This window comes from Bradyrhizobium sp. AUGA SZCCT0160 (assembly GCF_018130105.1).
Taxonomy (GTDB): domain Bacteria; phylum Pseudomonadota; class Alphaproteobacteria; order Rhizobiales; family Xanthobacteraceae; genus Bradyrhizobium.
This window is the reverse complement of the sequence record NZ_JAFCMD010000027.1, coordinates 17277-38386: the sequence shown is the minus strand read 5'-3', so window position 1 is coordinate 38386 and position 21110 is coordinate 17277. Positions and strand designations below refer to the sequence as shown.

Sequence of the window (21110 nt, the reverse complement as noted above, 5' to 3'; positions counted from 1 at the left end):
GATGGTTGAAACCGTGCAACCCCGGCGATTTGGAGCAGGCCAACAGTCTGTGAAACCTGCGAATTCCAGCCGCAGGCTGCTCGCCGCGTTTGACTTCGCCACGGCCAGCCATTTCCGCGCGATCATCTTCCTCACGCTGTGCGCCATCGTGCTTTTCGTGCCCGGTTTCTTCACGATTCCGGCCATCGACCGCGATGAGGCGCGGTTCGCGCAGGCGACCAAGCAAATGGTCGAAAGCGACGAATATGTTGACATCCGCTTTCAGGATGACGTCCGCTACAAGAAGCCGGTCGGCATTTACTGGATGCAGGCCGCGGTGGTCGAAACTGCCTCAAAGCTCGGCCTGCCGCGGGCGGAATTGCGCATCTGGCTCTATCGCGTTCCCTCCTTGATTGGCGCGATCGGCGCGGTCCTGCTGACCTACTGGACGGCGCTCGCCTTTGTGACCCGGAGCGGCGCCGCGCTGGCGGCGTTGATGATGTGCAGCTGTGTCTTGCTCGGCGCCGAAGCGCGGCTCGCCAAGACCGATGCGATGCTGCTGCTGTCAGTCACCGCCGCGATGGGCGCGATGGCGCGGGTCTATCTGTCCTGGCAGCGCGGCGAGGATCCGGCACGTCCGCCGTGGAGTTCGCCCGCGATTTTCTGGACCGCACTGGCCGGCGGCATCCTGCTCAAGGGCCCGTTGATCCTGATGTTCGTGGGATTGACCATCGCGGCGCTGGCGATCCTCGACCGCTCGGCGGTCTGGCTCTGGCGCATGCGCCCGGTCTGGGGCCTGATGTGGACGCTGGTGCTGGTGCTGCCGTGGTTTGTCGCGATTTTCTGGCGCGCGGGCGATGCATTCTTCACCAATTCGCTCGGCGGCGACATGCTGAGCAAGCTCGCCGCGCAGGAGTCTCATGGCGCGCCACCCGGCCTGTATCTGCTGCTGTTCTGGGTCACGTTCTGGCCCGGTGCGCCGCTGGCGGGGATGGCGGCTCCGGCGGTATGGCGGGCCCGGCGCGAACCCGGCGCGCAGTATCTGCTGGCCTGGCTGGTGCCGTCATGGATCGTGTTCGAACTGGTGATGACCAAGCTTCCGCACTACGTGCTGCCGCTGTATCCCGCCATCGCCATCCTGACCGTCGGCGCCCTGGAGCGCCGCGTGTTGTCGCGCTCCTGGCTGAGGCGCGGCGCGGCCTGGTGGTTTGCGATCCCCGCGATTACGGCCGTGATCGCGATTGTTGCGGCGATCAAGCTGACGCATCAGCCGGTTTTTCCGGCCTGGCCGGTGCTGGCGGCGGCCATGATCTTCGGCCTGATCGCGTGGTGGCTGTTTGAGGAAAGCCGCGCCGAGCGCTCGCTGTTGCATGCCGTGATCGCAGCGATGTGCCTGGCGATCGCCGTCTATGGCATCGTGATGCCGTCGCTGACGACGCTGTTTCCGAGCGCAGGCATTGCGCGCGCGCTGCGCAACGTCGTCTGCGTCGGGCCGAAGGCCGCGGCTGCCGGTTTCCACGAGCCCAGTCTCGTCTTCATGACCGGAACCAGTACGCTGTTGACCGACGGATCGGGCGCGGCGGATTTCCTGGGGCAGGGCACTTGCCGCTTTGCGTTGGTGGAATCGCGCTCGGAGCGCGGTTTTGTCCAGCGCGCCGAAGCGATCGGGCTGCGCTATAACGTGGCGACGCGTGTCGAGGGTTATAACATCTCGCAGGGCAAGGCGGTTTCAATCGCAATCTTCCGCTCCGAAGGCACCGAATAAGATGCCAGCGCCGACCGTCATCGCCGAATCCCAAAACTATCTTTCGCGCTTTGTGGTGCTGGGGTGGCGCTCGCTGGCCCAGCTCGTGCGCACGCCGTCGCACTCGCGGCGGGCCGAGGCGGGCCGCCGGGCGGCGCGTCACGCATTGCTGCTGTCGGCCGGCCTTGGCGCCGCCATCATCGCGTTGATGTTCGTGCTCGATGCCTGGGAGATCGGCCAGATGCCGAAGCGGGGCACGCCCTCGCTGTGGTGGATGCGCATCGTCACCGATTTCGGCAAGGACGAATATGTGCTGGCGGCGCTGGGCGCGCTGTTGATCCTGGTTGCGATAGCAGCACCCGCGTTCAGGGGCATTCAGCGCTCCCTGTTGCTCGGTCTCGGCACGCGTTTACAGTTCTTGTTCTGCGCGGTGATGGTGTCCGCGCTGGTTACCGAACTGATCAAATGGGGCGTCGGACGCGGCCGGCCGTTCGTCGGCGGCGAAGGCAACGTGTTCCATTTCTCGCACTTCAACGGAACAGGGGCGTATTCAAGCTTCCCCTCGGGCCATGCGACCTGCGCTTTCGCGCTGGCCTTTGCCGTGTCGGCGTTGTGGCCGCAGGCGCGGATCACGATGTTCGTCTACGCCCTCGTCATCTGCGCAACCCGTCTGGTGCTGTTGGCCCATCATCCCAGCGACGTGGTTGCGGGCGCGCTGGTCGGCATCATCGGCGCGATGTTCGTGCGCTACTGGTTCGCGGCGCGGCGGCTCGGCTTTGCAATCCACCGCGACGGCACAATTCTGCCATTGGTTGGGCCCTCCTCGGGACGCCTCAAAAGGGTTGCCCGGGGCGCATTCGCCCCATAAAAGCGGACGCCGCGAAGGCCTGACGGAACCGGTTCCGGTTTCAGGTCCAGCAAGCCGTTCGAACCCCAGCCCAACCGATGAGTACAGATTTGCCCTCTTCCGACCAAGCCGCGGTCGCCGTTTCCATCGTTGTGCCCGTGCGCAACGAGGCCGACAACGTCGCGCCGCTGATTGCGGAAATCACGGCCGCGCTGGATGGCCGTTGGGCCTATGAGATCATCTATGTCAATGACGGCTCGACCGATTCCACCGCCGAGTGCCTCAAAGCGCTGATGAAGGTGCACGGCAATCTCCGGCAGCTCCGGCATGAAAAATCCTCCGGACAATCGGCGGCGGTGCGCAGCGGCGTTCGTGCGGCGCGCGGCGCCATTGTGGCGACACTCGACGGCGACGGACAGAACAATCCGGCGTTTCTGCCGGATCTGATTTCGGCGGTCGAGAGCGGCGGCGGCCGCATCGGCCTTGCCGCGGGCCAGCGGGTCGGACGCAAGGACACCGGTTTCAAGAAAATGCAGTCGCGGATCGCCAATGCCGTGCGCAACGGGATCTTGCGCGACGGCACCCGCGACACCGGGTGCGGGCTGAAGGCATTTCCGCGCGAGGTATTCCTGTCGATGCCTTATTTCGACGGCCTGCATCGTTTCCTCCCCGCGCTGGTGCGCCGTGAAGGTTTTGGCATTGCTTACGTCGATGTGATCGACCGCCCGCGCCATTCCGGCGTATCAAATTACGGCTTCTTTGACCGGCTATGGATCGGGATTATGGATCTGGCCGGCGTCTGGTGGTTGATCCGCCGCAAGAAGTCGACGCCCGTTGCGACCGAGGTGACCTGATGCTGATTCAATACGGGCAGGCGCTCGGCGACTATCTTTACGACGTCTTCGTCGCGAAGTTCGATTTCTGGCTGGCGTTCGGCCTGGTCGCGCAATTGTTCTTCACCGCGCGCTTCCTGGTGCAGTGGATCTCGAGCGAGCGCGTCGGGCAAAGCGTGGTGCCGATGGCGTTCTGGTTCTTCTCGATGGGCGGCGGGATGATGACGCTGGTCTACGGCATCGCCAAACGCGAACCCGTCATCATCATCGGCCAGTCACTGGCCACCATCATCTACATCCGAAACATCATGCTGATCGTGAAGAACCGCGCCAGCGCGTCGAAGACGCTGGATCGCTAACCGCTGCGTCCCGCGGCCGGTGCGGGCAGCGCCGCCATGTCGCTTTCGGTAGCACGATAGGCCGCCAGTTCACCGGCGGCATCGAGCACGGGGTAGGCGACCGAGCAGATATGGGAGTGAATCCGCCGGAGATCGCGCAGCACATCGAGATGCAGCGAGGTGGTCTCGATGGTCTCGGGCCGGCCCTCGCGCAGCCGGTCGAGATGCCGCTCGGTGGCGGCAAGCTCGGTGTTGCGTAGCGCGGCCTTCTCGGCCAGCAGCTTGCGGGCCTCATTGACGTCGCCGGACATGAAGACGCCGAACGCGATCCGCAGCGAATCCATCGTGCGCTTGTGGAAGGCCGAAAGCTCTTCGGCGCCCTCGGCCGAGAACTGGAACCGGCGCTTGATCTTCTTGGTCGCAAGCTCGCTCAAATTCTTGTCGATGATGTCGCCGATATGTTCGAGGTTGATGGCGAAGGACACGATCTCCATCGCGCGCTGTCCCTCGCGCTCGTCGAGGCTGCCGCGGGTGAGCTTGGTGACATAGAGCTTGATCGCCTCGTCGAGGCTGTCGACGCTGTTGTCCATCTGCGAGACCTGGTCGACCAGCGCCCGGTCGTTGGTCATCATCGCCGCCATCACCTTGCGCAGCATGACCTCGACATGGTCGCCCATATGCAGGGTTTCGCGCGCGGCATCCGCGAGCGCCAAAGAAGGGGTCTCCAGCGCGCTCTCGTCGAGATAGCGCGGCCGGAGCGGGTCGGTCTCCCGGACGCGCGTCGGCAGCAGCTTTTTCAACAGCCGCGCCATGCCGTCGAGCAGGCCGATGAAGACGATCGCAGTCACGACGTTGAACGCGATGTGGAATTGGGCCGTGGCCTTGGCGGGGTCCGGCTGCCACGACTGCAACAGCTCCGCGATCGGGTTCAGAAACGGCGCCACCAGGGCGATGCCGATCATCCGGTTGGCAAGATTACCCAGCGGCAGGCGGTAGCTGGCGGGGTTGTCGCGGCGGGCGCCTTCGACAATCGGATTGATCGCGCTGCCAAGGTTGGCACCGAGCACCAGCGCCAACGCCGCTACGGGTGTAATGAAGTGCGCAAATGCCAGCGACATCACCAGCAGCACGCTGGCGACGCTGGAATGCACCACCCAGGTAACGACGGCACCGACGACGATGCAGAGCACGGGATCGCCGGTGATGGCGTTCATGAACACACGCATGCCCGGTGCGTTTTCGGCCGGCGCCAGCGTGTCGAGCAGGATGTGCAGCGCCAGCAGCATCAGCCCAAGTCCGATCGAGACGCGGCCGATATCCTTGATGCGCGAGCGCGGCCCGGTGCGGAAGGCGACCAGACCGATGATGAACAGGACGGGGGCGACGGCGGCGATTTTGAACGACAGGATCTGCACGATCAGCGTAGTGCCGACATTGGCGCCGAGCATGATGGCAAGCGCCGGCACCAAGCTGACCAGGCCTTCCGACGTGAACGAGCTTGTGATCAGCGCCGTCGCGGTGCTGCTCTGGAGCAGCGCCGTCAGACCGAGGCCCGCCGCAAAGGCGGTGAAGCGGTTGTTGAGCCCCTTCGCCAGCAATTGACGCAGGTCAGGGCCGAACGCGCGCAGGATTCCGCTGTGGACCATGTGCAGGCCCCACAGCAGCAGCGCAACGCCACCCATCAGGTCGAGAAGTACGACGGTTCCCATGCGAATAGCTTCCGGCAGCGCGAGTCGAAAGTTCAGGCTATCGCCAAAAGGCCGCGGATCAACCCTTTAATTTGCCGAAAATTGCTTGCGTGGCCGCAGGCAGAGCACGTGCCGGCAAGAGCCAAAGGCAGCGATCGATCGCGAGCGTGTCAGCATAAGCGCAGGGTAAGCGGAGCTGGAAAACAACCGCTACATTTCGATTACATTGCGATCGGTTCCGCTAGGCCAATTCCAACAATTCTTCTGTAAACGAGAGACACCAACTTTCTCGATCAGGGCCAGGGGCAAAGATGTTAGCGAATCGCCGCAGAAGCGAACGTCGTGTGTGCAGAAACTTTGCGAAGATACAGTTTGGGACCGGCGGGTTGCCGCGCGACTGCATGATCACGGACGTGTCGGACGGCGGAGTGAAGATAATCGCCGAATACCCGGAGATTCCCCCCGAGTTCACCGTGATTTTCTCGACCGGTCAGCGGCCACGCCAGTGCAAGCTCGCATGGCGGATCGGCTGCGAACTCGGCGCTCAATTCGTCGACTAGTACGAGAATGCGGCGAGGCCGGGATCAGAGCCCGCCCACAGCCGCGTGGCCGATGCTAAACAGGCCATTGCGGCCGCCCATTACCGTAAAGGCGGCCTGCTTAACCCGAATTTAGGGTTAAGCTGTGAGCATTCTGGACAGTCGCCGACGCGGGTCCAGTAAATGTTCCAGAAATTCTTCCAACCATCTGAATTCGCGCGACTTCTTGCGTGTACATCATCCGCGGCGATTCTCGCGCTGGGGCTTAGCGGCTGCCAGACCGCGGTAACGTCGTCGGATATCACTGGCTCGCTCGGTGAGAAAGCCGAAACCAGCCGCACCGCCGACCCGCGCCGCGACCTGGAGGTTTTCGAGGCGCGCTATCGCGCCAACACGAAGGATGCCGACGCGGCCCTGCAATACGGCAAGGCGTTGCGCGCCACCGGACAGAAGTCGCAGGCGGTCGCGGTGCTGGAGCAGGCGACCATCGCCCATTCCAGCAACAAGGCGCTGCTCGCCGGCTACGGCCGGGCGCTCGCTGACAATGGCAATTTTCAGCAGGCCTTCGACGTGCTCGGCCGCGCCCACACCCCCGACAACCCGGATTGGCGGATACTCTCCGCGCAAGGTGCGGTGCTCGATCAGCTCGGCCGGTTCGAGGAAGCGCGGCAGTATTATTCGAGCGCGCTGAGGATCACGCCCGACCAACCGTCGGTGCTGTCCAATCTCGGCCTGTCTTACGTGCTTTCAAAAGACCTGCCGAAGGCGGAGGAGACGTTGCGCCGCGCCCATAGCCGTGCGGGCAATGATGCGCGCGTGCGGGCCAATCTGGCGCTGGTGGTCGGTCTGCGCGGCAACCCGGCCGAGGCTGAAAAGATCGCGAAGGCCGACCTTCCGCCCGAAGAAGCGGCCGCCAACGTCGCGCAGTTGAAGCTCATGCTGTCGCGCAAGGAGAATGCGCGCGCCGAGATGGGCGGCAGGATGCCGGGCGCTGCGTCCGGGCGCTCGAATTGACCTCGGCCGAACGGGCGAAAGGCGTGCGCCCGTCCCGTTGCCCCGCCGCGCCTTCAGCGGCGGCCGCCGGCGCGCAATTTGTTGATGATCGGCATGATCGGCCCGAGCAGCGAACCGCGTGATCGCTTGGTCACGGCGTGGCCTGTCAGGCGTTGCGCCATCTGCAAGAACATCGTGGTGGTGCGATGACCGGCGGAGATTTGCTGGATCATCTGGCCGTTATTGGCCGCCATGCCGAACATCCTTGAATCGAACGGGATAGTCGCAATCGGCTGGCTCTCGATCGCCTTGGCGAATTCGCGCGGGGTGATCTCCGGGCGCTTGTGCATGCCGACCTGGTTGAGACAATAGAGCGGTGGCCGGTCGTTGGGCCGGGCTGCCTTGAGCACGTTCAGCATGTTCTTGGCATTGCGCATGTTGGCGAGATCAGGCTCGGCAACGATCAGAATATCGTCCGCGCCGACCAGCGCGCGCTTGGTCCACGCCGACCATTGATGCGGGACATCGAGCACGATGCAGGGAGTGGTCATGCGCAGCGTATCGAAGATCGCATCGAAGGCGTCCGCACCGAAATCGTAGACCTGTTCGAGCGTCGCGGGGGCCGCCAGCAGGCTGAGACGCTCGGAGCATTTCGCGAGCAGGCGCTCCATCAGCGCGCTGTCGGGCCGATCCTGCTGGAATAGCGCGTTGGCGATGCCCTGTATCGGGTCCTGGTTGTAGTCGAGGCCGGCGGTGCCGAACGCCAGATCGAGGTCGATCACGACGGAATCCAGCGCCAGGTCGCGTGCGATCGCCCAGGCCACATTGTGCGCCACCGTGGATGAACCGACGCCGCCCTTGGCGCCGACCACGGCAACGATCCGGCCGACTGCGACGGCTTCGGACGAGGAAAACAGGCTGCAGATCGCGCGCACCACATCGAGGGTTTCGACCGGCCCGACCACGTAGTCGCTGACGCCGCGCCGCACCAGTTCGCGATAGGGCGTGACATCGGTGGCGCTGCCGATCACGACGACCCTTGTGCCGGCGTCGCAGACGGTGGCGAGTTCGTCGAGACCGTCGAGCATGTCGCTGGAGCCTTCGGTTTCCAGCATGATCACGTTCGGCGTCGGGGCCTTGTGATAGGCATCGATGGCGGCCGCGATGCCGCCCATATGAACGGACAGATGAACCTTGCCGAGGCGACGGTCTTCGCTGGCTGATCGCACCGTTGCGGCAGTCGCAACCGTTGCGCAAAAGGCCTGCACCGACACGCGCGGCGCCGGCGAAATATATTCATCGGCGGGCGGCGTAAGGCCGTGCTCTTCTTCAGAGTCTTTTCGGGACCGGCTGATCATTTACCTGTATCGCTCAGTTTGGCTTTTTCGGATTCGGGATAGGTGGTCGTGGTCGATACACCCTTGCGGTATTTGTCGAAGGCCGCGTTGCGCCGCATCGTGTAGGCGGGGGTTTCGGGCCGCGGCTGCTCGAGGTCCGCCGGGTTGTCGATCATGGCGGCGAGGTTGCGTTGGGTGGCGCAACCAAAATTGTGGTACGGCCGGTTTTCATTGTAACCGGTGTCGTAGATGTTGGGACCGAGGTCCTCCGGCCACAGGCCGCAGGGGCCGGCCACCGCGGAGATCTTCGGATAGATTAGCCTGATGGTCGGAAGCGTTTGCGGGCTATCCGGTTGATAATGACGCAGCCTGATCGCGCTTGACGGCACGCCGCCTGCGGTCAGCATCGCGCGGATTTCCTGGTACGTTGCCTCGGCCGCGCGGGCATTGGCGGTGTTGACCGGCACGTCGGCGATGATCGCGCCGGTGCCTTCGCGGGCCCAGGTCTGGGCCAGTCCCATGACGTCGTTGCGCTGCGGGGCCGAGAGGCCGCCGCGGGCGTGCCCGACGAAAATGACGATCGAGCGGTTAACTTCCTGAACGGCGATCGGATGCCGCTGACGGTAATCGGTGGGAACGGTCGCGGTCACGATCTCGCCGGTCTGCTGGCAGGCCCCCAGCGCAGCGGACAGGCCGACCAGTGCGCCGAGCAGTCGCCAGCTGTGACGGCGATCGACCTTCGTTTGGGTTGTCATCGTTCTGTCCTCATCCCCCTCCGTGGAGCCGCGCCGTCTCAGTCAATGATGAAGCCGAAATTGCCCTCATAGGCGCCGACCGGCCCGACGCGGGCGGCAAGGCCGTAGATCCGGTTGATGCGGGCCAGCAGCGTCGATTGGGAATCGGACGCCGGTGCAAACCCGTCATCGGGGCGGGACAATTCCTTCTGGGCAACCGCGCGGACCACATAGGGCGTGACGAGAACCATCAATTCGGTCTCGTTGTTGACGAAGTCCTGGCTGCGGAAGAGGGCGCCCAGGATCGGGAGCTGGTTGACGCCTGGCAATCCGTTGACCGCCTGCTTGGTCTGCTGCTGGATCAGGCCGGCCATCGCCATCGAACCACCGGAGGGGATTTCCAGCGTGGTCTCGGCGCGGCGGGTCCTGATCGAGGGAATCGTCAGTGCAGCGCCGTTCTGGTTCAGGGTGATGGCATTGTCGGTCGACAGTTCGGAGACTTCGGTCATCACCCGCAGGCTGATCCGTCCTTCGCTCAGCACGACGGGCGTGAAGTTCAGCGAGATGCCGAATTTCTTGTACAGGATCTGCGTCGTACAGATATGCGTGACGGGATCGCAGGAATAACCTGCGGGAATCGGAAATTCGCCGCCGGCGATGAAGGTCGCGGACTCGCCTGATATCGCCGTCAGGTTCGGTTCTGCCAGCGTGCGGACCACGCCGGCGGATTCCATCGCGCGCATGGTCGCGGTGACCGTCGGCAGCCCCTTGAGGATGCTCGAGGCGGCGAGGCCATTGTCAGACACCAGCGGACGGCCGTAGGCGGTGAAGGGATTGTTGTTGTTGAAGTTCACGACGGCGGTGCCGTAATTCATGCTGGCACTGAGATCGACGCCCATCTGCTTGATGATGTCGCGTCGCACTTCGGAAACGTTGACCTTCAGCATCACCTGGTCGCGGCCGCGGACGGCGATGGAATTGACGACCTTGTCGGCACTGCCGACCAGCCGCGCGGCGAGGTCGCCGGCCTGCTGGGCCTCGATCGGGCTCGATACCGAGCCGGTCAGGATGACGCCTTCACCGACGCCTTCGATATTGATCCCCGGCAGCGTTTGCCGGAGCGCCGCCCGCACACCGTTGAGGTCGCGCTTGACCGCGATGTCGTAGGAGCCGACCTGCTGGCCGTCGGCATCGAAGAACACCACGTTGGTCTGGCCGACCGCTGCGCCGATGATATAGGCGCGCTGCGCCGAACGAATGACGGCGTTGGCGATCTTTGGATCGGCGACAAGTACATCCTTCACGTCGCGCGGCAGGTCGACCACCACGGACTTGCCGACGCCAAGGGAGAGGAAGCGTTGCTTGACCGGGCCGATGGCAGAAGTCGTCACGGGATCGTTGCCCGAATCCCTGGACAGCTCCCTGGCCAGCTCCCTGTCGAGCTCGGCCGCCACGACAGATGCCAACGGGCTGAGCGCCAGCGTGGCGATGGCCGAAAACAACAAGGCCCCGACCGCAGCCGTCCGCATCGCTGACTGATTACCCCCGAACTTCATTCCCCGCGTCCTTTCGGTCACTTCTGTGCCGTCGATTGGCTCGCAATGCTGTAGCGAACCACGTTGATGCTTGAGCCCCGCTTCGGGGCCTTGCCGACCAGCGCGTTCCTGCCCTCTTTTTTCTTGGGGGCCTGGTCGATCGCCAGCACGCGGATGTTGGTCAGGATGATTTCCGATCGGATCGGTTCACCCGCGATGAAGGGGGCACACGCGATCGAGCCGGATTTGGCGACGAGAAGCTCCGTGGTCGGCAGCTGCGCGACCGGCTCGGCAGCGGCGGGCTTCTCGTCCGATCCGCGCGCGGGATAAGCCGAAACGCAGCCCCTGAGAGCGATGGCTGGAACTACGATACGGGCAGCATTCATACGCTTTACTGTCTACTCTTACGCTGGGCGCCATCATCCGCATGGCGTCGACGGCCGTCCCACCCGGCATGACTAACGGGGCAATGGTATAAGGGAACTTGAGGGGTGAATGATTTGGTGGCGAGACCGGCGGGATTCGCCGTCATGGTGAACGCGCGGTTAGTGTCCGCGCCTGCAAAAATCCGGATTTCTACGGATAAGACCATTGCGGCCCGCGCTGCATCCGCCGCTGTGCAGCAGCGGATCGCGGAGATTGTCTGCAGAAATCGCGGCGCTGGCTGGCGCCTTTCAACGCCGTGAAGCGCCGGTCGAGATCGGGCTTGAGGTCATCGACATTCTCGAGCTCGATGTGAAGCCGCAACGTCAGGCCGCCCGGCGCCGGGCGATAGCTGTCGCAGGGAATGACGAGGCTCGCACAGCCCGCCCGGGCTTTGGCGTCGCGGCCTGATGTGACCGGTCCGGTTTAGGATTTTTGCGGGTTGGACGGGCGAGCGTTCGAACAACCAAGGCGTTTGCGCCATCAAAGACGTTTTGCCGCAGCCATGACAGATAGCCAAAACACCGCCGGCCTGCCGGGTCGGGGCCGGTTTAGTTACTCACAGAATACAGAAGTCGGCCGTCAACCCCTTGACCCGGCTCGCCAGTCGGATTGTGATACGGCACAACTACCAGTCGCCGCACGTTGAGGGGCCTGCCGCGACCTTCGATCCCTGTCCGACCGTATTGCGTGTCAAACTGCCGGGTCAGATTGGCGCTTTTTTCGGTGGGGGATCATCGGGTTGGCCCAACAGCGTTCGAGGACGACAAGCCAACGTTCCCGCACGACCCCTGAAAGGCCTTGCCCATGAAACGCGTATCCCTGGTTCTCACCCTTGCCGTTGCCTCCGGTCTTTCGGTCCAGGCTGCCTCGGCGCAAACCCTCAAAACGGTCAAGGACCGTGGCATGCTTTCCTGCGGCGTCAGCCAGGGATTGCCGGGGTTCTCGTCTCCGGACGACAAGGGCAACTGGACCGGCCTCGACGTTGACATCTGCCGCGCGATCTCAGCTGCGGTCTTCAACGATCCGAGCAAGATCAAGTTCGTGCCGCTGTCGGCCAAGGATCGCTTCACCGCGCTGCAGTCCGGCGAAATCGACGTGCTGTCGCGCAACACCACCTGGACGCTGTCGCGCGATACTTCGCTCGGCGCCAATTTCACCGGCGTGACCTATTATGACGGCCAGGGCTTCATGGTGAAGAAGGCGCTGAAGGTGAATTCCGCGCTGGAATTGAACAGCGCGTCGGTCTGCGTGCAGCAAGGCACCACCACCGAGCAGAATCTCGCCGACTACTTCAAGGGCAACAACATGAAGTACGAGGTGATCGCATTCGGTACCAACGACGAGGCCGTCAAGGCCTATGAGTCCGGACGCTGCGACGTCTTCACGACAGACGTGTCCGGCCTTTATGCCGATCGTTTGAAACTCGCGAGCCCGGCCGATCATGTCGTGCTGCCGGAAGTGATCTCGAAAGAGCCGCTCGGCCCGATGGTGCGCCATGGCGACGACCAGTGGGCAGACATCGTGAAATGGACGCTCTACGCGATGATCACCGCGGAAGAGCTGGGCATCACCCAGAAGAACGCCGATGAGATGGCGAAATCGGACAAGCCGGAGATGAAGCGGGTATTCGGCACCGACGGCAACCTTGGCGAACAGCTCGGCCTGACCAAGGATTGGGTCTCGCGGATCGTGAAGGCCGTCGGCAATTACGGCGAGTCATTTGAGCGCAACGTCGGCGCTGGCTCCAAGCTTGGCATTGCCCGCGGCATCAACGCGCTCTGGAGCAAGGGGGGTATCCAGTACGCGCCGCCGATCCGCTGATCGGCGGAGGGCTGCGGCGATGGCCATCGAACCCCGAAAACCACCGTCGCAGTTGGTTCCCAAACTGCAGAGGGCGCTCGGTGGCAGCGCGGGCTGGAGCGGTTTCGTCATCCAGCTCGTGTTCGTCGCCGTACTGGCCTGGATCGCCTACGAGATCGTCGCCAATGCCCGCGCCAATCTGCAGGCGCAGCGGATCACCGCGGGCTTCGGCTTCATGGTCAACACGGCAGGTTTTGACGTCAGCCAGAACCTGATTGCGTATTCAGGCTCCGACAACTACATCCGCGTTTTCCTGGTCGGCCTGCTCAACACCCTGCTGGTCTCGGTGATCGGCATTTTCTTCGCCACCGTGATTGGTTTTTTGGTGGCGCTCGGCCGCCTGTCGCCGAACTGGCTGCTGTCGCGCATGGCCGGCGGCTATGTCGAACTGATCCGCAACCTGCCGCTGCTGTTCCAGATCCTGTTCTGGTATCTGGCGGTGCTCGCTGCGCTGCCCAATCCAAGGCAGAGCATTTCGGTGCTCGACACCTTCTTTCTCAGCAATCGCGGCTTGGTAATCCCCAAGCCGATCGGCGAGCCGGGTTTCGAACCGTTCGTCCTCGCGCTGCTGATCGCGATCGTCGCGGCGATCGCGTTGTGGCGCTATTCCCGGCGTCAGTTGTTCCAGAGCGGCAAGGTGATCAAGGTCTGGCCCTATGCGCTGGGCCTGGTGGTCGGTCTGCCGCTGCTTGTGACCCTTATCTTCGGCGCGCCCGTAAAGTTTGAAATACCGGCCCTGAAGGGCTTCAACTTCGCCGGTGGCTCACGGGTCATTCCGGAATTCGTCGCCCTGACATTGGCGCTGTCGACCTACACCGCCGCCTTCATCGCCGAAATCGTGCGCGCCGGCATCTTGTCGGTTCACAAGGGGCAGATGGAAGCCGGCTCGTCGCTTGGGCTGCAGCGCGGCTCGGTGCTGCGGCTGATCGTGATCCCGCAGGCCTTGCGCGTGATCCTGCCGCCGCTGACCAACCAGTATTTGAACTTGACCAAGAACTCCACTCTGGCGGTGGCGATCGGCTATCCGGACCTGGTCTCGGTGTTCGCCGGCACCACGCTGAGCCAGACCGGACAGGCGATCGAAATCATCGGCATCACCATGGGCGTCTACCTCGTGATCTCGCTGGTCACGAGCGCTATCATGAGCTTCTACGGGTGGCGTATCGGCCGGAGTATGGGGTGATGAGCGAGACCACACCATCCGTTTTCGTCCGCCAGGAACTCGTCGGCGAGCGTCCGGCACCGATCAAGACCACCGGCTTTGTCGGCTTCCTGCGCACGCGGCTGTTCAATTCGCCGACCAACGTCCTGATCACGATCGTCAGCGCGCTGCTGCTCTGGTTCATCGCCGTTCCCGCGCTGAGATTCGTGCTGATCGATGCGGTCTGGACCGGCAACGACCGCACCGCGTGTCTCGCCAAAAACGCCGGAGACGTGGTCGGCGCCTGCTGGCCGTTCATTCAGGCGAAAATCGGTCAGTTCATTTACGGCTTCTATCCGGAGCCGGAGCGCTGGCGGGTCAATCTGGTCTTCCTCATGGCCGTGATCCTGCTGCTGCCGCTGCTGATTCCCAAGGCGCCCGCCAAAGGCCTCAACGCCGGACTTTTCTTCATCGCATTGCCCGTCATCGCCTTCTTCCTGCTGCATGGCGGCGGATTGGGCGGCCTCGGGGTCAGCTGGACGGCCGGGCTTTTGTCGGGATTCAACGACAGCATCGGTGACAGCGGGCGCAAGCTGGCGGCCGCGGGCGGGGCGACGGCCCTGATCGGACCGCTGCTGTGGCTGCTCGGTCAACTGATCGTGCTGCTCTCGACAATGGTTTCCTGGCTGCTGCTGCCGCTGACCTGGCTGCGCGACCAGATTCAGGCTTCCGGCAGTCCGCTGTGGGCGGACTTCGCATTGACCACCCTGATCGTCTCCGCCCTGGTGTTCTGGTTGAGCGGAGGCGTGCGCGCCGGCTCACGTCCGCTCGTCACCTGCCTTGCGATCTTCGCCGGCATTGGCATCGTGATCGCGGTCATGGGGCTCGACCGGGGTGGCTTGCCCGTGGTCGATACGCGGCTTTGGGGCGGGTTGCTGGTCACATTGGTGGTGGCGGTCACCGGTATCGTCGCATCGATGCCGATCGGCGTCGCGCTAGCGCTCGGCCGGCGTTCGTCGATACCGCTGATCCGGATTTTCTCGATCGCCTTCATCGAGTTCTGGCGCGGTGTTCCGCTGATCACGGTGCTGTTCTTCGCGACCTATATGTTGCCGCTGTTCGTCCCGACCGGGTTCACCATCGACGGTTTGGTGCGCGCCCTGATCGGGATCGCGCTGTTCACCGGCGCCTATCAGGCGGAAAACATCCGCGGCGGCTTGGCGGCGATCCCGCGCGGGCAGGGCGAGGCGGCGAGCGCGCTCGGCCTGTCCTGGGCCAAGACCACCGGGCTGATCGTGATGCCGCAGGCGTTGCGCCACGTCATCCCGAGCCTCGTCAACAGTTTCATCGGCCTGTTCAAGGACACCTCGCTGGTTTCGATCGTCGCGCTGTTCGATCTCCTCGGATCGTTGCGCGCGTCGTTTTCCGATCCGAACTGGGCGACGCCGAGCACGTTGTTCACCGGCTTTGCGTTCACCGGGATCATCTACTTCGCCTTCTGCTTTGGCATGTCGCGCTATTCGCTGTTCGTCGAGAACAGGCTGAACGCGCATCGCCGCAATTGAGTAAATGACCATGAGCACAGATCAGATCGTCGGCATCAAGGCTCTCAATAAATGGTACGGGGACTTTCACGTCCTGCGTGACATCAACCTCGGTGTCGCCAAGGGCGAGCGCATCGTCATTTGCGGTCCCTCGGGCTCGGGCAAGTCGACGCTGATCCGCTGCATCAATGCGCTGGAGGAATTCCAGGAAGGCGAGATCGTGGTCGAGGGGATCGAACTCGGACCCAATTTGCGGCGTGTCGACGAAGTCCGGCGTGAAGTCGGCATGGTGTTCCAGAGCTTCAACCTGTTTCCGCACTTGACCGTGCTGGAGAACTGCACGCTGGCGCCGATCTGGGTGCGCAATATCCCCAAGAAGGACGCCGAGGCGACCGCGATGAAATACCTGGAGCGGGTCAAGATCCCGCACCAGGCCAACAAATATCCGGGGCAGATGTCAGGCGGTCAGCAGCAGCGCGTGGCGATCGCCCGCGCGCTGACCATGAACCCCAAGGTCATGCTGTTCGACGAGCCGACCTCGGCGCTTGATCCGGAAATGGTCAAGGAAGTGCTCGACACCATGGTCGACCTCGCCAATGAAGGCATGACCATGCTGGTCGTCACCCACGAAATGGGATTTGCGCGCGAAGTCGCCAATCGTGTCGTGTTCATGGACGCCGGCCAGGTGATCGAATCCAACACGCCGGAAAACTTCTTCGCAAATCCGCAGCACGCGCGGACGAAGTTGTTCCTCAGCCAGATCTTGCGGCATTGACAGTTCTATCTGTCGTCATGGCCGGGCTTGACCCGGCCATCCACGTCCTTCTGCTTAATTGAAACAAAAACGTGGATGCCCGGCACAAGGCCGGGCATGACGACGTTGGAGATTTGCTGCTCTCACACCTTCTCAAACGGCAGATCGACCTTCGGGCGCTTTTCCAGCCATTCCGGCACCGGCAAATTCTTGGCGCGCATGAACGCCGGATTGAACAGCTTTGACTGATAGCGGCCGCCGGAATCGGCAAGGATGGTGACGATGGTCTTGCCGGGCCCGAGCTGCTTGGCGAGCCGGATCGCGCCCGCGATGTTGACGCCGGTGGAGCCGCCGAGGCAGAGGCCCTCGTGCTCGGTCAGGTCGTAGATCACCTTTACCGCTTCCTCGTCCGAGATCAGGAAGGCGTCGTCGACCTTCGCGGTCTCGATGACAGGCGTGACGCGGCCGAGCCCGATGCCTTCGGTGATCGAGTCTCCCGGTGTCGATTTGGCCGTGCCGTTCTTGAACAACTCGTACATCGCAAAGCCATGCGGATCGGCGCAGGCGTTGATGATGCCGGGGTGCTTTTCCTTCAGATAGCGGCTGGTGCCGGCCAGCGTGCCGCCGGTGCCGACCGAGCAGATGAAGCCGTCGATCTTGCCGCCGGTCTGCTGCCAGATCTCGGGGCCGGTCGATTCGTAATGCGCCTTGGCGTTATCGAGGTTGTTCCACTGATCGGCGAACAGCACGCCGTTCGGCTCGCTCTTACGCAGCTGCGCGGCGAGCCGTCGTCCGACATGCTGGTAGTTGTTCGGATTGGAGTACGGCAGCTGCGGCACTTCGATCAGTTCCGCGCCGCATAGCCGCAGCATGTCCTTCTTTTCCTGGCTCTGGGTCTCCGGGATCAGGATCATCGTCCGGTACCCACGCGCGCTCGCTACGACGGCAAGACCGATACCGGTGTTGCCCGCGGTCGACTCGACCACGAGGCCGCCGGGCTTGAGGTCGCCGCGCTTCTCGGCTTCGAGGATCATCCATTTGCCGGCGCGGTCCTTCACCGACTGACCGGGATTCATGAATTCGGCCTTGCCGAGAATGGTGCAGCCGGTCGCTTCGGAAGCGCGCTTGAGCTTGATGAGCGGCGTGTTGCCGATGGCTTCGATGACGTCTTTGTTGAAGGTCATTTGGAATTGCCGGTTTGCTTTGCCTATTCGTTGAGCGAACCCTAAAGGACCGCCGCCGGGCATACAAGCCAGCGCTTAAGTCGCAGCCGGTCATCTGGATTTGCGAACACCACCTGACGCGCCCCGATATTTCCCTGACGGCATCTGGTTCGGCCAGGGCTTGCGGAAATTGCTTCGCCAGATCGCGAGCGCCTTGGCATAATCTTGCCCGAAAATGCACTCGCGGATGGCGGGAACGCCGAACTACTTGCCGATGGTTGCTGAAGCAGGCGACAAGTTCTCATCGTCGATGATGACGTGTTCGCCGGCGCAAGATTCGCGATCATGGACGGCGAAGGGACGGCTACGCCGGGGTTCCCGGTAGTTCGAATCGGCTGCAGGCGCGTTTTCACCCGAGCAGACGGATTTGGGCCGTGAGAATGGGGAAAAAACCCGTGAAATCTTCGTAAGGTTTCGCGGGTCCGGCATTAACCTGACCGCGTCCCAAGGCCGATAAAATAAGGCTAACTTGCACTTTTGATCGCCGATTGGCTCGCTTGCGCCAGCGATCGTCGGGATGGTTCCGGGACTGTCCGCGCCCTGATCGCAAGGGTAGTATGACGGCTCGGTTCCAACGGAAGCATCACCCCCCGTGAACGTGTCGCAGACTACCCAAACAAACGTTCATCGCGGGTCACGCTGGAATTTGTCCCGTGGAGAACGGGTGTGACCCAGCGAATAATGGAGGCTGTGGCTGAAGGCTGGCGGGCGCGCTTTCCAGGTGCAAGTCGCCGGGTGAGCCGCTTTGCGCGCTCAGTCGCGGTGCTCGGGCTGGTCGCCAGTTCGGCGGGCTGTATCCTGACCAAGGATCTGCCCGATCCCGCACTCGACATCCCCGAAGGCTACAAGGCCGCCCGCCTGACCAAGCCGCAGGACGCGCCGCCGACGCTCGACTGGTGGCGCGGTTTCCGCTCGCGGGAACTGACGACGCTGATGGAAGAAGCCCAGACCGTCAATCTGGATATCGCCGCCGCCACCGCACGCTTCCTGCAGGCCGATGCGCAGGCGCGGATCGCCGGCGCGGCGTTGTTGCCGACCCTGAGCGGCAGCGGTTCGGAAAGCTATTCACGAACCTCCGGCTCGAGTTCGAGTGGCCTGACCAATGGCGGCCGCGAGGTCGTCAACTATCAGGCCTCGCTGAGCGCCAGCTACGAGCTCGATTTCTGGGGCAAGAATCGTGACGCCGCCCAGGCGGCGGAAGAGACCGCGGTCGCCAACCGCTTCGACCGCGACGTCATCGCATTGACCACGCTGACCACGGTTGCCAACGCCTATTTCCAGGTGCTCGCGGCGCAGGACCGGATTCGCACCGCAGAGCGCAACATCGCCAGCGCGGTCCGCATCCTCAACGCCATCAAGGAGCGGCTGCAGGCCGGCACCGGCAACGACCTCGACGTCGCCCAGCAGGAAACCGTTGTTGCCAACCAGCGCGCGCTGGTGCCGCCGCTGCGGCAAACGCTCGACCAGAACATCAATGCGCTGGCCACGCTGGTGTCGCGGCCGCCGGAATCGGTGCGCGTCATCGGCGGCACGCTGAACCAGATTGTCTCGCCCCGCGTCACGCCCGGCCTGCCGTCGGAACTCCTGACGCAGCGCCCCGACATCAGGCGCCAGGAAGCGCAGCTGGCGTCCGCCACCGCCAATGTCGGCAACGCGCGCGCGCAGTTTTTCCCGAGCATTCAACTGACCGGGCAGGGTGGCTATCAGAGCTCCGCATTGGCGTCGCTGTTTCAGCCGCAGGCCGCGTTCTTTAGCATGGTCGGCAGCCTGACCCAGCCGATTTTCGACGGCGGCAGGATCCTCGGCAATTTCGAATTTACCAAGGCCCGGCAGGATGAGTTGCTGCAGACCTATCGCAAGACGGTGGTGCAGGCCTTTGCCGATGTCGACAATGCGTTGATGTCGATCCGCCAGACCACGGAGCGGCTGCGGCTGCAGCGCGAGGTGGTGGCGTCCTCGCGGCGGGCGTTTCAACTGTCCGAGCAGCAACTGCGGGCCGGAACTGCCGACATCGTAACTGTGCTAAATACGCAATTGACGTTATTCCAGGCGGAAGATTCGCTATCGCAGGCCCAATTGGCCCGGCTGCTCGCGATCGTCAGCCTGTATCAGGCGCTGGGGGGCGGCTGGGAGCCTAGGATGGAAAGGCCGGTCGATGCTCTTTAAGCCGGAGTCAGAGGAAGGCGCCAAAACTGTAGAGGTGCGCAAGGCGGGTTTCTGGTCGCGCGTGCTCAAGCGCATGGTTTCACTTGCCGTGACGCTCGTGATCCTCGGCGGTCTGGCTTACATCGGCTGGTACGCGTTTCAGCCCAAACCGAACGGCGGCGGCGGTGGTCGCGGCGGCGCGCGCCTTGACCTTCCGGTGCCGGTGCTGGCGGCGACGCCGCGCACCCAGGACGTGCCGGTCTATCTCGACGGCGTCGGCTCCGTCCGCGCACTGAATAATGTTCTCGTGCGCGCCCAGGTCGACGGCAAGTTGATCTCGGTGAACTTCACCGAGGGCCAGGACGTCAAGAAGGGCGACGTGCTGGGCGAAATCGATCCGGTGATCTACCAGGCGCAATATGATCAGGCGGTTGCCAAGAAGGCGCAGGACGAAGCCCAGCTCGCCAACCAGAAGCTCGATCTCGCCCGCTACCAGCAGCTCGCGGCGTCCAACGCCGGATCGAAGCAGCAGGCCGATACGCAGCGCGCCTTGGTGGCCCAGCAGGAAGCGCTTGTGAAGGCCGACCAGGCCGCGATCGACAATGCGCAAGCCACTCTCGGTTACACCAAGATCATCGCCCCCCTGTCGGGACGCGCCGGCCTGCGCCAGGTCGACCAGGGCAACATCATCAAGGCGTCGGACGCGACCGGTCTTGTCATCATCACCCAGCTGCAGCCGATCGCGGTGCAGTTCAGCCTGCCGCAGCAACAGATCGTGCGGGTCAATGCCGCCGCGGCCAAGGGCGCACTCGCTGTCGACGTCTTCGGCAATGACGGCGTCACCGTGGTCGACACCGGCACGCTGAAAGGCATCGACAACCAGGTCGACCCGACCACGGGAACGCTGAAACTCAAGGCGGAATTTCCCAACGCCAAATTCCAGCTCTGGCCGGGCCAATTCGTCAATGTGCGGCTGAAGGTCGAAACGCTCGACAAGGCGATCGTGGTGCCGACCTCGGCGGTTCAGCGCGGCCCTGCCGGGACATTCAGCTACGTGATCGGCCCCGGCGATATCGCGACCGCCAAGCCGGTGGTGGTGACGCAGCAGAACGAGCACGATGCGGTGATCGCGAGCGGGCTTTCGACCTCCGACCGCGTGGTGACCACGGGCTTTGCCAATCTGTCCGACGGCGCCAAGGTTCTGATCGGCACCGATGACCGGGCGCCGACCGCCGACCTCGCGCCACGCAAGCGCAGCCGCAGCCCCGACGGCAAGGGCGGTCAGGGCGGCCAAGCCAAAGAAGGCCAGGCCAAGGAAGGTCAAGCCAAAGACGGCGAACACCGCGGCGGACGCGAACGCGGCGAGGGCGATCAAAAAGGACAGACCGGGCCGGCACCGGCCGGCCAACAGTCGGGCGGGCCTGCGAAATCGCAGCCATGAGGACGCAAC

General features: G+C 63.5%; 19 protein-coding genes. 13 read left to right on the top strand and 6 right to left on the bottom strand.

The genetic code is table 11. The features are described from left to right. Position 1 precedes the first annotated feature (1 nt). From JQ558_RS31985 to JQ558_RS31970, 4 genes are all read left to right on the top strand, one after another. Positions 2–1744, top strand: a complete 1743-nt coding sequence (locus JQ558_RS31985; protein ID WP_212273782.1) for a glycosyltransferase family 39 protein — start codon at positions 2–4, stop codon at positions 1742–1744. Between the two features lies 1 nt (position 1745). Beyond that, positions 1746–2591 (top strand): phosphatase PAP2 family protein, encoded by an 846-nt coding sequence (locus JQ558_RS31980; RefSeq protein WP_212209498.1) that lies wholly within the window; start codon positions 1746–1748, stop codon positions 2589–2591. A gap of 77 nt (positions 2592–2668) precedes the next feature. Then, a complete protein-coding gene (locus JQ558_RS31975) occupies positions 2669–3424 on the top strand; it encodes a glycosyltransferase family 2 protein (protein WP_212209499.1) in 756 nt (251 codons plus the stop codon). Next, positions 3424–3762: a lipid-A-disaccharide synthase N-terminal domain-containing protein gene (locus JQ558_RS31970; protein ID WP_212209500.1), complete on the top strand. Its 339-nt coding sequence runs from the start codon at positions 3424–3426 to the stop codon at positions 3760–3762. Before JQ558_RS31975 ends, JQ558_RS31970 begins: the two co-directional genes overlap by 1 nt. On the opposite strand, the gene JQ558_RS31965 is transcribed toward JQ558_RS31970, so the two are convergent. Next, a complete protein-coding gene (locus JQ558_RS31965; RefSeq protein ID WP_212273785.1) occupies positions 3759–5450 on the bottom strand; it encodes a Na/Pi cotransporter family protein in 1692 nt (563 codons plus the stop codon). The two genes, JQ558_RS31970 and JQ558_RS31965, sit on opposite strands and share 4 nt — an antisense overlap. A 290-nt stretch (positions 5451–5740) precedes the next feature. Between JQ558_RS31965 and JQ558_RS38210 the strand changes: the two genes are divergently transcribed. Both JQ558_RS38210 and JQ558_RS31955 read left to right on the top strand, forming a co-directional pair. Continuing rightward, a complete protein-coding gene (locus tag JQ558_RS38210; protein WP_192735824.1) occupies positions 5741–5989 on the top strand; it encodes a PilZ domain-containing protein in 249 nt (82 codons plus the stop codon). Between the two features lie 162 nt (positions 5990–6151). After that, positions 6152–6982 (top strand): tetratricopeptide repeat protein, encoded by an 831-nt coding sequence (locus tag JQ558_RS31955; RefSeq protein WP_212296276.1) that lies wholly within the window; start codon positions 6152–6154, stop codon positions 6980–6982. A gap of 53 nt (positions 6983–7035) precedes the next feature. On the opposite strand, the gene JQ558_RS31950 is transcribed toward JQ558_RS31955, so the two are convergent. From JQ558_RS31950 to JQ558_RS31935, 4 genes are read right to left on the bottom strand one after another with little or no spacing between them, the layout of a single operon-like run. Next, entirely contained in the window at positions 7036–8319 is a 1284-nt protein-coding gene (locus tag JQ558_RS31950) for an AAA family ATPase (protein ID WP_212273787.1), read from the bottom strand. After that, positions 8316–9053: a CpaD family pilus assembly protein gene (locus tag JQ558_RS31945; protein WP_212209504.1), complete on the bottom strand. Its 738-nt coding sequence runs from the start codon at positions 9051–9053 to the stop codon at positions 8316–8318. Before JQ558_RS31945 ends, JQ558_RS31950 begins: the two co-directional genes overlap by 4 nt. Positions 9054–9091: 38 nt before the next feature. Then, entirely contained in the window at positions 9092–10588 is a 1497-nt protein-coding gene (locus tag JQ558_RS31940; RefSeq protein ID WP_212209505.1) for a type II and III secretion system protein family protein, read from the bottom strand. Between the two features lie 17 nt (positions 10589–10605). Then, complete coding sequence (locus JQ558_RS31935) at positions 10606–10953, bottom strand: hypothetical protein (protein WP_212296275.1); 348 nt, start codon at positions 10951–10953, stop codon at positions 10606–10608. 253 nt (positions 10954–11206) lie between these two features. Between JQ558_RS31935 and JQ558_RS31930 the strand changes: the two genes are divergently transcribed. From JQ558_RS31930 to JQ558_RS31910, 5 genes are all read left to right on the top strand, one after another. After that, entirely contained in the window at positions 11207–11401 is a 195-nt protein-coding gene (locus JQ558_RS31930; protein ID WP_212296274.1) for a hypothetical protein, read from the top strand. A gap of 396 nt (positions 11402–11797) precedes the next feature. Then, the gene (locus tag JQ558_RS31925; protein ID WP_212209508.1) at positions 11798–12814 is read left to right on the top strand and encodes an amino acid ABC transporter substrate-binding protein; all 1017 of its coding nucleotides are present in this window, start codon (positions 11798–11800) and stop codon (positions 12812–12814) included. Positions 12815–12833: 19 nt separating this feature from the next. After that, a complete protein-coding gene (locus JQ558_RS31920; RefSeq protein ID WP_212296273.1) occupies positions 12834–14036 on the top strand; it encodes an amino acid ABC transporter permease in 1203 nt (400 codons plus the stop codon). Continuing rightward, positions 14036–15559, top strand: a complete 1524-nt coding sequence (locus tag JQ558_RS31915) for an amino acid ABC transporter permease (RefSeq protein ID WP_212273791.1) — start codon at positions 14036–14038, stop codon at positions 15557–15559. The genes JQ558_RS31920 and JQ558_RS31915 overlap by 1 nt, the downstream gene beginning before the upstream one ends. A gap of 10 nt (positions 15560–15569) precedes the next feature. Next, positions 15570–16313 carry an amino acid ABC transporter ATP-binding protein gene (locus tag JQ558_RS31910; RefSeq protein WP_249119262.1) on the top strand — a complete coding sequence of 248 codons (744 nt, stop codon included), beginning with the start codon at positions 15570–15572 and terminating at the stop codon, positions 16311–16313. A 122-nt stretch (positions 16314–16435) separates the two neighbouring features. Here JQ558_RS31910 and JQ558_RS31905 read toward each other — a convergent pair whose 3' ends face one another. Continuing rightward, on the bottom strand, positions 16436–17476 hold the full coding sequence (locus JQ558_RS31905; protein ID WP_212209511.1) for a cysteine synthase A: 1041 nt from the start codon (positions 17474–17476) through the stop codon (positions 16436–16438). Between the two features lie 720 nt (positions 17477–18196). On the opposite strand from JQ558_RS31905, the gene JQ558_RS31900 reads away from it, so the two are divergent. Together JQ558_RS31900 and JQ558_RS31895 are read left to right on the top strand one after the other, a co-directional pair. Further along, positions 18197–19681: an efflux transporter outer membrane subunit gene (locus tag JQ558_RS31900; protein ID WP_212209533.1), complete on the top strand. Its 1485-nt coding sequence runs from the start codon at positions 18197–18199 to the stop codon at positions 19679–19681. Further along, on the top strand, positions 19671–21101 hold the full coding sequence (locus tag JQ558_RS31895; protein WP_212296272.1) for an efflux RND transporter periplasmic adaptor subunit: 1431 nt from the start codon (positions 19671–19673) through the stop codon (positions 21099–21101). The genes JQ558_RS31900 and JQ558_RS31895 overlap by 11 nt, the downstream gene beginning before the upstream one ends. Positions 21102–21110: the final 9 nt, after the last annotated feature.